The sequence below is a fragment of the Clostridiisalibacter paucivorans DSM 22131 genome (assembly GCF_000620125.1).
Taxonomy (GTDB): domain Bacteria; phylum Bacillota; class Clostridia; order Tissierellales; family Clostridiisalibacteraceae; genus Clostridiisalibacter; species Clostridiisalibacter paucivorans.
On sequence record NZ_JHVL01000042.1, the window covers coordinates 1 to 13546 of the forward strand.

Sequence of the window (13546 nt, forward strand, 5' to 3'; positions counted from 1 at the left end):
CTCTAGCTGAATATTTTCTATTTAAATATGCAAAAACTAATATTTTTAACATAGTACGTGGTTCTACAACTGGCTTTCTACCTTTATGAGAGTAGGCACTGGTTAAAAAATTTAAATTCATCTCCTCAATAATATTGTGCACCAAGAAAACCTCGTCATCCATATCAAAATTATTAGTTAAATCAAAACTAAAAGATAGTTGCATTTTTTTGATTTTTGTTTTATTATTAATTTTAGTATGTGATTTCATATCAGATAAAACATACTAAAAAAGAGCTGAAAAATCAATAGATTTTTTAGCTCTTTTTCTTTTATTTAGGAACTATATTTTGAAACAGCCCCTTTTTTTATATTACATATTATCTTCTAAATTCAATGTTTCAAGGGCCTTATTAAACAGTCTATCTGACTCCTCTTGTGTTTCTTCATTTGGTTTGTAGTCATTCTTTTCTAATATCTCAAGATATTCTTTGGTAACTTCTGCTGTTACAGTCTCTTCATATTCATCTACTACTTTTTTATATGCATTTATTGTCTCATCACTAATTTTTTCTGTTGTATAATCAGCAATCGGATGAATATAAGCTCTAATATAGTTAATATACATTTTTCCTATATCTTCTCTCTTAGGTGAATCTTCATATTTAGATAAATACTTTTCAGTATTTATAGTCCTTTCCGCTAGTTCATCCCAAGATATGGCAAGATGTGCATCTTTAAAGGAAAGGGCATCATACTCAGTTGCCATGATTTCTATATAGTCTTTCATATCATCGGATAAATATTGTGTGTATTTTTCTAAAGGACTATAATTCATCATTGGGTAAAAATCGCCTTCTAATGAAACTATCTGATAACCTCCTTCTAAAATCTCTGTAAGAAGTTCTTTAAGTTCTTGATCCTCTATGGAATCAACCTTTTCTTTATCAAATTCAACACCAAAAATTTCATGCAATTTATTAGGTATATCATCTTCAAACAATGCATTCATATACTCATCCATATATGCATTTTGTACTTCTTCTAATCCCAAAATCATCTTTCCTGCATTTTCTTCAGAAACTTTTTCAATATTCTTATTAACAAATTCCTTAACTACAAGAGGCTTGTCTTGTTCAATAACTTTATTATACTGAGCCATAATCTCCTCTTGTTCACCCTTATCTAGTTCTTCTTTTATATTTTCACTTTCTTCGTTGACATTCTCATTCTGAATATTTTCTTTTTCTACATCATCGGTTTTTCCTGTACAACCTCCTAATACAAAAACACCTATTAATGCTACTATTAATAATTTCCTCAAAATCATTTCCTCCTTTGGTTGAATATTATTTACGTTTTTTATTCTACCATATCGACCATATAAAGAAGTTACAAAACAATTGCATTATTCAGGCTGCTTGTTGATGTCTCATTGGAATGTTATTTTCCTGTGGTACTTCTTCTTTGACTATGATTACATTCTTGGTTCCACTAATATTTTCATAGAACAATATTTTATCCCTCTTAATTGTTTTAAATACTATATATGCCAATAGCATAATATTATATAGTATTGTCATAACAGGTGTTATAAACGTCAATACAATCTGCATACTTAACATCAAGAAAAATATACTGCTACGTACAGTTATTTCTTTTAACATCAGTCTTTCTTTGCTACCCTTTAATTGCATCCGTGCCATCCACTTTCCAACTGTTTTTCCATTTGTCTTATATGGTAAAAGTATATAATAAAATATAAAAACAAATATTATACTGTAAAAACTCTTCAATAATATCAAAATTGAAAATACTATCCCTAAATCAATAATAGAGGCTACAGCCCTCCTGGTAAATCCCACCTGCATATTTTTTAAGTCCACATATTCATCAAATTTATCAGATCTAGGTAGGAAATATGTTATCTTGGGAGTTAACAGATACCCAATAATACCTCCTAAAGTATTTAGCATTAAATCATCTACATCAAATAATCTATACGGTGTTTCATATATCCCATACAATCCTGTTACCTGAGTAATTTCAAAGAATAATGATACTAAAAAAGTTATTATTATTGTCTTAATTAAACTCTTTCTAAAGTAATATCTCAAATAAACTCCCAAAGGCATAAGCAATATAACATTGAGAACTACTTGCAATACAGCCCTTTCTCCAAATAGACTTAAATAAGTGCTAGGCTGGTTCCATTGAACTGTGGTCTCCCTCAAGAAATCAAATACAAATGTAAAAGGGAACAATTGCATATACTCAGTAATAGGTGCCTTAAATCTCCCTATATTCTCCATCCCTGGAAGAGGCAAGACAACTAAGTAATATGCGCTTATAGAAAATAATAACAATGAATATACTATTATAGACCTTATTATATTTATATATCCATATTTATTATATTGAAAAATCAAAAAAGGTAATGTAAACAGTATTGCTATAAATGGAAAAGTTATAATAGCTAATTTTATGGGTTCTAAATACTTGTACATAATTGCTTCCCTCCTCTTTAGTTAGTTTTTTATATAATTCTTATCTATAATTAAATGATACTATATTTTTGTATCCTTTTTATGTGGTAATTGTATCCTTTTTGTAAATTTAAGACATCCAATTTTTATATTCTCTGAACTGGAAAATATATTCACCACATTTACAAAAACACTTATCTTGTAAGTGCTTTTACAAAATAAGTGTTTGATTTTTCTTTAATTTGATTTTACATTTAAATAATAGCCGTACCACACTCTTTTTTAAATAAATGAATATGAGATTGCTTGAAAGTCAAATGTACTTCTTCTCCCACATTCATACAAGTGGAACCCATTATTCTTACAATAACTTGATTTCCCATACAGTTTAAATACATATAGCTTTCACTGCCCAAATTCTCTACAACTTCAATATCTCCAGAGATATATCCAGACTCAGAAACGATAATATGTTCTGGTCTTATCCCCAAAACTAAGGTTTTATTAATATAATCTGTTAAATCTATGTCATCCTTGTCTATATAAATACTTTGTTCATTATCATTACACATGGACAGATACAATCTATCGCCATCCTGTTTCACATATACATCTAAAAAATTCATCTTTGGAGTCCCAATAAATCCTGCCACAAACTGATTTAATGGATAATCATAGAGCTGTTGTGGAGTTCCCACTTGCTGTATCACACCATCCCTCATCACTACAATTCTATCTCCCATAGTCATAGCCTCAATTTGATCATGGGTTACATAAACAAATGTGGTTGCTAACCTATTATGTAACTTCACAATCTCCGTCCTCATGGAAGTACGAAGCTTTGCATCAAGGTTTGAAAGGGGTTCATCAAGAAGGAATACTTCAGGTTCTCTAACCATAGCTCTCCCCAATGCCACCCTCTGTCGTTGTCCTCCTGACATAGCCTTTGGTTTACGGCCAAGTAAATCCTCTATATCTAATATTTTTGCTACAGAAAAAACTCGTTCTTTAATCTCTTTCTTTGGTACCTTCCGATTTTCTAATCCAAATGCCATATTTTTATAGACTGTCATATGGGGATAAAGGGCATAATTTTGAAATACCATCGCTATATCTCTATCCTTAGGAGGTACATCATTAACTAGCCTATCCCCAATATATAACTCTCCATCTGTTATTTCTTCTAAACCTGCAATCAATCTAAGGAGAGTAGACTTTCCACAACCTGAAGGGCCTACTAGCACAATAAATTCTTTATCTTGAATTTCAAGATTGATATTATTTACTGCCAGTACATCTCTGCCATAAATTTTTTTTAAGCTTTTTAAAGTAATCCCTGCCATTTTTAACCCTCTCTCCTATTCTCTGTACCATCAATCTCAAAGAGTAATTCATTATATTTATAATTATTGATTTGCATTTCTGTTTTATATATCTCTGTTGTTGTTTTATAAGTACAATAGTCATCACCAATAAAATAAAACATAAAATTATAATGGAAAAAAGTAATAAAGACTGCCAATATTGAACCACCCTCGCTGCATTTTCCCAATAGGGATAAGCTATCCCTTTGTTATGCATTACCATGGTATATGGCTTGATCACTAAATCTAATATATTTTTGATGCCAAACCGTTTACTATTATTTATTACTTCTTTTTCAGAGTGTTGAAATCCTGTATCTACAAGGGTATATCCAAATCCCGATATAAACTCAGGTATTATGATCTCATAGCTATTTATTCCCACATCTGTAACCTCTGAAAACCTATTATATGACATATATATTCGTCCATTGTCTTCATCTGCTATATTATTAAATGGGTCCGATTCACTTTGAATTACCCCTGAAATTATATATTTTTTGTCATTGATTTCTACTTCCATTCCTTCAATATCCACTGACCCATATAATTTCCATGCTACTTGCTCATCTAAAATAACCCTATCCTTAGATAAATCTTCTTCTGAGATATACTGTCCGCTTCTAAGATATAGTGGATGAAAAAAGAAATACTCTCCTCCCACCCCAAATACAGTTGTATTGACTGTATCATGTGGACTCTTTACAGCAGTCTCACTTTGTGCAGAATAGGCATCTATCCATGCAACCTTATCCTGTGAACTTTCCGATAATTTTTCATTAACCATTTTACGGAAACTCCCAATATCCTGTGGAGTTGCACGATAATCTGAAGAAAAAAAACAGGAGATTTGGGAAAACCGTTGTTGATTTTCCCCCTGCCACCTCTGTGCCCCTTGCTGTGAAATAAGCAAAGTAGAAAGATGACTATAACCCATAGTAAGAGAGACAGATAAAATTGTTATTATTGCGTAAACTATCAGAAAAAGAGTATGTTTTTTGTTCAGTTTATATCTCATATTCACTTACCTGCCTCCGATAATTTATTTATTCATCATACGAACCTGCATTCCAGGCTCTATAAGCTCTGTTGATGTGGTAATAACATAATCCCCTCTCATCAATGCTCCCGATACAGCAATATTCTGATCATTTTCATCTAAAATTTTGACATCTATCCGTTTTGCAATATATCTACTGCCAAATGGTGTTTTTTTAGATCTCACTGTAAATACAAAATCCCCTCGACTGTCTGAATGTAAAGCACTCCGTGGTATAACAAAATCATAATCGGCACTTGGTTGCTCAATAGACAGTGAAAAGACATCTCCAGACTCTATTTCACCTTCAAGTAAAAATGTAAGTACCTTATCTTCACCAGGATTTGAAGGGTCATTTTTTATTTGTTTTAGCGTTGCAACAATATCACTGTCTTCTACATCGGCTTTATCTCCTATAGATAACATTTCACTTTGCTCCTTGGTAACTGTAAAAGAAAGGGAATATCCTTGAGATGTAGTCTCAATAACAGCCATGGCTGTATTGGGTGATGTCATTCTTCCAGCAGCAATGTTTATAGATTTAATAATACCATCCTTATCTGCTACTACTTTTCCATTAGCTGCATCATTTCTTAATTCATTTACCAATTCCTGTTGCTCATCAATATCTTCTTTTAGTTTTTTTGAATCCAGTTTTGCAATAGCAACCGTCTTTTCATCACTCTCTTTATCCTTTTCAACAGAAAACAACAAATCTTCTAATGTATTCTGTAATTGGTTAGCCTCTTCATCAGCCACCTTCCGTTTATTATATTTTTCTGATAAATCATCATGATTCTTTTGTAATAATTCCAGTGATTCTTCTGCCTCTGATAGATCCTCTTTAGCTTGTTCTAATTCCTCTTCTATCATTTCATACTCTTCATTTTTATCCTGCATATCTTCATAATCGTCTTCCAATCGTTCAAGTTCTAATTCCCATTGTTCTGTATCTATATCAGGTCCTTCTATATACGGTTCATAGTCTTTAATTTCTTCTTCTTTATCTTCTATTCTTCTAATTAATGATGTCAACTCGGAATAGTTTGAAAGTTTAGTTTTTAATTCATTGATTGTATTTTTTAATACTTGAATATTTTCCTTCAATGGCCTTATCACATCTTCACCAGCATTGTTTTTCTCAGCATCAGAAAGCTCCTTTTGCTTTTTTTTCAATGCAGTTTTATTACTTTCTAATTCTCTATTTATACTGTCATAATCAGGATATTTAGCTATTAAAAGTTCATAATCCTCTTCTAGTCTTTGAAGTTCTAATTTTAGACTATCAAGACTTATAGGATTCCTTTCTCTCGATGGTTGAGCATTGTCAATTTGATTTTCCTTGTCTTCTATTTGTCGTTCAAGAGACTTTAGCATTTCATCGGTAGCACCTGAATAATCAGTAAGTTCAGATTGTAGTTCATTTACTTCATCTGTTAAATCTTCAATCTCTTCTTTCTTCATATTTATTAAACGCTCCACATTGTCTACCTGATATTGGGATACATTATTTTCATCACGCTTTGTCATCGCCTCTTCAAGTTCCTGTTTTGTTCTTTCAATATTCCTGTCTTGTTGAGTATAGTCTGGTGAAGGCCAATTGATTAACATCTTCTGATATTGCAATTTTAAATCATCTAATGTATCCAAAGCCATTTCCAATTCTTCACTTTCTTCATCATCAAGTGAGAACAATACATCTCCTTCTTTTACTGTATCACCAGACTGGACTAAAACCTCCTGCACCTTCCGTGACTGACTAATCATCACTTCATAGTTACCAATTGCCTCAGCAATACCAGATCCCCTAATTACAGTGCCTATTTCACCTTCTTTAACACTGTGGACCGATACCTGTGGCAATGACATATTCATAATGGTGTTAGAAAAAAAGGTTAATATCAACATTATAATAAAGAAGATAAATCCTGCTTTTTTTGGCCAAATTCTTTTTATACTTTTTTCTTCATTCATAATTTCTACTCCTTTATATCTATCCTTTTACGGAACCAGAATGTGTAATGCCTTCTACCAAATATTTTTCTCCGTGTAGGAAAAGTAATAAAGGTGGAATCATATATATGGTAGCTACTGCAAATGCCAATCCTATTTCTTCGGTATTGATATTTGACAAATATACCGATAGAGGATGTTTCCCAATATCTGATAACAATATAATCGGTTGCTCCACCATATTCCAATTATCTATAAATGCTAAAATAGCAACAGAATAGATAGCACTATAACACTGTGGTATACAAATCTTGGTGAAAATCTTCCATTCTGTAGCCCCATCAATCTTAGCCGACTCAATTAATGCCTCTGGAATACGCCTCATGAACTTTGTCAAAAGAAACACCGAAAAAGGTGCAAATATACCAGGTAAAATAACCGACCACCTATTATCAAGAAGCCCTGTCCAATCAGCTACCAGATAATTGGGTACAAGCATAACCTGATATGGCATCAACATCAATATTATATATATAAAAAACAGAATCTTATATACTCTACCACTACAGCGATAAAAGGTATATGCTGCAAATGTTGCCATCACTACTTGTCCAACTACTATGGGGATTACCAAAAAAGCAGAATTCCAAAATTTAAATAGATAGTCTGGACTTTGCAACAATACAGAAAAATACTGTTTAAAGGAAACCATATCTGGAATAAGCTTTAAATTGACTTTTTCAGATGTATATTCATTATCAGAGGTTATTTCTGAAAATACTTTCCCATAATTTGCCGACAATTCCCATTGAGACATAAAAGAATTAGTTATGGTCAGAAGGGTTGGCAAAATAAATAATACTGCAAATAAAAATGCAATTAGAAACAATATACTACGAGAAAAATAATGTCTCTTTTTCACCCTTCCACATCCTTTCCAAAATAATTCTCAATAATAAATAAGATACCTATAATAACAATCATCACTATTCCCATTAGAATTGCAGCCGTAGCCAATTTTTGATAATCCAATGCCTTAAAGGTATTATTCATAAAATGCTGCAGCATATATAACCTATCATAAGGATAATCACCTGTAAGCAAATGTATCTCTCTAAATACCTTAAATGAATTTATCAAAGACAATAATGCAACAAAAAGTATTGTGGGAGAAATGAAACGCAGTTTAATCTGAACAAATTTAAACCATGGGCTTGCATTTTCAATTTCTGCGACTTCTAATAATGTCTTTGGAATATTGTTTAACCCCGCCATGAACAGTATCATATTGTAGCCAAGATTTTTCCATAAAAATAATATTATAATGACAAATTGGGAATAGTCGGATTTTAGCCATTTGATTGGTTCTAATCCAAATACTCCAATCAAACTATTCATAGGACCATTGAAATTGAAAACCACTTTCCAAACAAGGACTACTGAAGCAACTGGCACCATCATAGGACTAAGAAAAAAAGTTCGAAACTGACTTTTATAAGGAATTTGCGATTCTAATAGAAGGGCCAAAACCAAAGACAAAATAACTGCCAAGGGCACTGCTAATAGAGAAAATGTTGCTGTGTTTTTTGCCGCAAGAATAAATGCCGAATTATCAAATAATGCATTGAAATTATCTAAGAATACAAATTTCTGTTCCATGGGATTATTTATTAATGAATAATATATAATCACAATAAATGGAACTAAAAAAAATATGAGTACTCCTAGCAAACTGGGGAGTAAAAATATAGATTCAACTTTTTTATTTTTTTTATGTGATTTTAAAAAAGATATTATCCTTTTCAATTTATTCCTCCTTTTGCTATACCTACTCTTCTTATAAGATACAGCAATATAATCTATATAATTCTAGGTTAATATCTACATTTCCATATAGTTCAAACACCATAAATTTCCCCAGTTAAAGCTATACTAGAAGCCATTTAATCAATAATTACACAATACTAAAATATTTACAGATATTTTTAACTCTATCTTTTTTCAGAAATATAGATTCTTGCCCTGCTTTGGATTGCCTCTGCTACTTCTTCAGCAGAACGTTCACCTTCGAAAAAAGCATTTGCTTCTTCTGAAATAATTCCCATCAATGTACCATCATAAGAAGAAGTTTTAGTAACAGCGTTTATAATTTTGTTATATTCTTCTTTTTGTTCTTCTATTATCTCTGCCTTATCTAGCATTTTATTGTATGAAGACAAGAGCACAGGTGTTTCAAATTCAGCTATATTGTCCTGATAATCTTCTTCTAATAGTGTTCTCAAGAACTGCCATGCACCATCTTTATGTTTGGAATCTGAAAATATACCAAAGGAAAATTGGAAATCTGCAACACTTCCACTACCCTCTTCTGTAGGAAATCCTATTATTTTTAAGTCACCATTTAATTCGTTATCTGCTTTAGCAAAATGTTTAGCAGTGCCCATATACATCGTTGCCAACAATCCTTTATTTTCTAAAAGTTCTTTATTTGGCTCTTTATATCCTACAGGCCCATCTTCTGAAAACTTCTTTACTAATTCAAGCAATGTTATAAATTCAGGTGAATCAAAACTACATTCTCCACTTTCAGCATCTACAAACTGATCCATTGTATACATAGTCAAGGAATTTAGTATTTGTGAAGGAGGCATATTTATAAATGGCTGAACTATGTCTTCATTTGAATCTAAAAACTTTTGTAATCCTTCAAGATTCCATGAAGTTTTATCTCCTATCTTAGACTCTTTTCCATACAATGTAGTAACACTAAAATGAGGAGATAATCTATATAATCCATCCTCTGTTGACAATGCATTGAAGGCTCCCAACACAAGATCGTCTTTACTAATAGTTTCATCACTTTGTAAAAACTTATTAAGGTCTTCTAGAAGCCCCTTATTTGTATAAACTTCCAATGGTGTTTTCCCTAATTCAATTATATCTGGTGTATTTCCTGCAACAATATCTGTATTTAACTTTGTTTCCCCTGCTGAATAATCATCGGGAGTATTGTATTTAGAATAATCTAAAACCTCAATCCTATAATCAAGGTTTGTGCGATTAAACTCTACTATCCTTTCCTCAATATGGGGCATTAAAACAAATGATGCTAAAGTCAATGTAGTCTTCTCTGTTCCCTTTTCACCTTTTAGAATATTTGCAACTTCTACATCTTTACCTTTTTTGGTCAAACAAATAAATTTATCTTCCTCTAAGCTGGCAAAAAGTTTAACATAATTACCTACTATATCCACGTCAGAGAAAGAAAATATATCTTCAAATTTATTAGTATTACTGTTATATCCTCTTACAATGTCTGAAGAAATGATAAAGAAACTGTAGATATCATTTCCCTTTACTATATTTCTAAAATCCTCTTCACTAACTATCTTTTCTTTTCCATAATCTTTATTATTGACATCTATACTTTTAAACTCATATCCACTATCTCCAAAGGTTGATACCCATATATTGCCCTGGGAATCTGCTGAAATCCTTGGTCTTTCAGCAGGAAGATCAAATAATTTTTCACCTTGAGGATTTAATACTATAACTTTATCTTCTTCTGTTAAATAGATATTATTTTCTCCATCTGAACTCATATACCTTATATCATTTTCGAATTCTGTGCGAAATTCTTCTGTACCATCTTTATTAAGTTTAACAAGAGTAAATATATTGGTCTCATTATTTATTCCACCTACAGTTATTGATTCATCTGATGCAATGTCAAAAATGTTATATGCTATAGAATCATCCTTAGAAAGGTTAATCTCTTTTAAATCGGAACCATCTATGGCCATAGAACCAATAAAACTTTCTTCTCCTGATAAAAACCATATTCTATCATTACTTAATTGAAAGTCAGAAACATTTTCTGGCACAATATCTACCTGTTTAAAACTACTTTGATAACTTTGTTCTCCTTCTGTAGAGACTTCTTCTCCATCTTTCCCACACCCAACAAATGAAACAATCATTACAGAAATCAATAAAATAGATAAATATTTTTTCATATTATTCTCTCCTTTACGTTATTACTAATTGTTTAATTACAATTAACTTGCAACCTTTTTAGCAGGGGGTTCATCCAGTACCTTTATATTTTTCATATTATCATTTTCTGATAACGGAATTATTTTAATGCTTTGTAAAAATTCTTGTTTAGCAGTATCATCTAGTGTATCCAATGTACTATCATTAATCACAATCCTATATACCCCACCATTACTATCATTTATGAAGTATATATACCTAAAAACTACAAGCTCGTATGTATCTTTATCATTCATATAGTCTGCATATTCTCTATAATAATCGATGAGTTTTAAAGACTCTACTTTTAAGTCACTCTCTACCTGCTCAAGCTCATCATCATATGCTTCCCCTTGTAATTTATCTTTTACAATCTCCTCTGCACTACAATCATCCAAATGTGTAACAACTACAAAATTGCACTCTTTCTCAATATCCCATAAAGCAATGTCATCCCACCCTTTAATCTTTGTCAATTCAAATCTCTCTTTATCATAGTCAAAATATACACTGTCTGCGTTAGATATTTCTTGCTTTTCTTTTAATGATTCCTTAAGATCAGTTGTATTCTTTTTATTTGAATTGCTAGTTGTACTATTAATATTTGTACTGCTATAATTATTTTTCCTATTACTCCCCTCCCACAATGTAATTAAATTTTTTCAATACATAACTATTCTGTATATTAATATACAAAATAGTTGTATCATTTCTATATTTTACTTGTAAAAAAGTTGTAAATTCTATATACAAATAAAGCCCATAACATCTCCAATATTCATCTCATACATAAATTGTTATGCTATATATAATACTATTGTTATACACTAGAGAATGTAATTTATCTCTGATTATTGCCTATTTATATAAAGAGAGGATGATGATATTGCAAATAAATAATATATCGAAGTTTAGAAAATTTTTGATTTTAATTATTATTACTGGATTAGTGATAAATATTTTTTCAGGATGTACTAATAATCAAGAAAACCCTATTGAAAACTCAGAAAATAATGGAGAAGACATAGAACAAAATGAAGTCTATGAAGAAATAGAAATTAATGAAGCCGAAGTAGTTGAATATAGTCTAGGGGAAGGAATAATTAACCAAAGGTCTGGTCAAGATATGCCCTATGATATGGTAGGTGCAATAGGTGTACCAAAGGAAGGTAATAACCACCCTATTATATTTATATTACATGGTTCCCATTACTTTATTGATTATAACAAGAAACGATATGATTTAGGATTTAAATACTTAGTTGACGCATTAGCTAAAAGAGGATTCCTAACATTATCTATTAATGTAAACGCAAATTATGCTTTAGAATATGGCGAGCCTTTTCAATATGAAAGATTGATCTCCATATATAATGATCATTTAGAAAAACTGACTGCTGCAATTGATGGTAATTATGTTGGTTTTGGTATAGATCTAACAAATAAGGGAGATTTATCTACTATAGGGTTGGTTGGACACTCTAGGAGTGGAGCAGCTCTAAATGATGTTTTTAATGCTAAAAATACAACAGAAAAGGATAATATATTTGCATTATTAAAGGTAGCACCCAGTATTGTATTTTTAAGAGATGAGCCTAATCCCGATATTCCTACAGGGATAATACTACCTCAATATGATGGTGATGTAAGACAATTAGATGGTCAAGATACCTTTGAAGAAATACAAAAGGATGAAGCACATAATGCCTGGGCATCCCTTATATATCTCAAAGGAGCAAACCATAACTTTTTTAATGACAATGTAAAGAATGATGATAGGAAAGATAATTATACCAACGAAGAAAAAAATAGATTTTTAAATAGAGAACAACAAAAGGATTTTTTGATTCATTACTCTGCTGATTTCTTCTATAAGGCATTGGGAAAAAATATTAAGGCTGATTTATTTGATATAGAAATACCCACAGAATCTACTGCTTATGATCTATCTATTAAATCTTCATTCATTACTGGAGATATGAAAAGTATTTTAAAAACTACAGTTAGAAAAAAATTAGAAAAGAACGATTTAGGTGGGGAAAATATATCTCAAAATGTAATAGCAAAATATCTAATAGAAAGTTACATTCCTATTAATGACCAACTACCAGCTTTTACACATGCAGGTTCTCCTGAAGAATTAGGGTTATTAAGTATTAATTGGGAGGATACTAATGCACAGTTTGAATTAAAAATCCCTGAATCAGAAAAAAATATTAATGCCTATAAGGCAATAACATTATATATGGCACTAGATCCAGGAAGTCAATTAAATAAACCGTCAGAAAATCAATCTTTTACAGTAATTATGAAGGATAGGGATGGTAACAAGTCTAGTGTATTATTGGATAACAATACTCCAGCATTGGCTTGGCCAGAAGGAGAATTCATAAAAGATGAATATAAAGAGGGTGAGTTCGTAACATATTGGTCTATACCAACCCCACTATCCCATGCAAGGATTCCATTAAATCAATTTGAAAATGTGGACTTCAAAAATATTGATAGTATTATTTTGAAATTTGACCAAAAAGAAAGTGGAAGTATTTTATTGAGAGATATTATGATTTTGAGATAGATATAAATGGAATAATATCAGTTATATATTGGATATGGGGAAAATGGTCATTTATACTAGTATCACTTTATTTAACCATAAGACATATTATATTATAAATATAATGAAAGGA

11 protein-coding genes are annotated in these 13546 nt (G+C 31.1%); 1 reads left to right on the forward strand and 10 read right to left on the reverse strand.

From position 1 onward, the window contains the following. From Q326_RS19285 to Q326_RS0111385, 10 genes are all read right to left on the reverse strand, one after another. On the reverse strand, nt 1-250 hold a 250-nt coding region (locus Q326_RS19285; protein WP_488655823.1), incomplete at its 3' end, for a transposase. A 102-nt stretch (nt 251-352) separates the two neighbouring features. Then, nucleotides 353-1303, reverse strand: coding sequence for a hypothetical protein (locus tag Q326_RS0111345; protein WP_026895505.1), 951 nt, complete (start codon nt 1301-1303; stop codon nt 353-355). Between the two features lie 88 nt (nt 1304-1391). Continuing rightward, a complete protein-coding gene (locus Q326_RS0111350) occupies nt 1392-2486 on the reverse strand; it encodes a VanZ family protein (protein ID WP_026895506.1) in 1095 nt (364 codons plus the stop codon). A gap of 233 nt (nt 2487-2719) precedes the next feature. Then, nucleotides 2720-3808, reverse strand: a complete 1089-nt coding sequence (locus Q326_RS0111355; protein WP_026895507.1) for an ABC transporter ATP-binding protein — start codon at nt 3806-3808, stop codon at nt 2720-2722. Then, entirely contained in the window at nt 3744-4847 is a 1104-nt protein-coding gene (locus Q326_RS0111360; protein ID WP_284071436.1) for an ABC transporter permease, read from the reverse strand. The genes Q326_RS0111355 and Q326_RS0111360 overlap by 65 nt, the downstream gene beginning before the upstream one ends. A gap of 24 nt (nt 4848-4871) precedes the next feature. Continuing rightward, entirely contained in the window at nt 4872-6842 is a 1971-nt protein-coding gene (locus Q326_RS0111365) for a biotin/lipoyl-binding protein (protein WP_026895509.1), read from the reverse strand. A gap of 19 nt (nt 6843-6861) precedes the next feature. Further along, entirely contained in the window at nt 6862-7743 is an 882-nt protein-coding gene (locus Q326_RS0111370) for a carbohydrate ABC transporter permease (RefSeq protein ID WP_026895510.1), read from the reverse strand. Next, nucleotides 7740-8627, reverse strand: coding sequence for a carbohydrate ABC transporter permease (locus tag Q326_RS0111375; protein WP_245592094.1), 888 nt, complete (start codon nt 8625-8627; stop codon nt 7740-7742). The genes Q326_RS0111370 and Q326_RS0111375 overlap by 4 nt, the downstream gene beginning before the upstream one ends. Nucleotides 8628-8812: 185 nt before the next feature. Next, nucleotides 8813-10837, reverse strand: a complete 2025-nt coding sequence (locus Q326_RS0111380) for an extracellular solute-binding protein (protein WP_026895512.1) — start codon at nt 10835-10837, stop codon at nt 8813-8815. Between the two features lie 42 nt (nt 10838-10879). Then, the gene (locus Q326_RS0111385) at nt 10880-11503 is read right to left on the reverse strand and encodes a hypothetical protein (protein ID WP_026895513.1); all 624 of its coding nucleotides are present in this window, start codon (nt 11501-11503) and stop codon (nt 10880-10882) included. 239 nt (nt 11504-11742) lie between these two features. On the opposite strand from Q326_RS0111385, the gene Q326_RS0111390 reads away from it, so the two are divergent. Further along, complete coding sequence (locus tag Q326_RS0111390) at nt 11743-13434, forward strand: alpha/beta hydrolase family protein (RefSeq protein ID WP_026895514.1); 1692 nt, start codon at nt 11743-11745, stop codon at nt 13432-13434. The last annotated feature ends 112 nt before the right edge of the window (nt 13435-13546 follow it).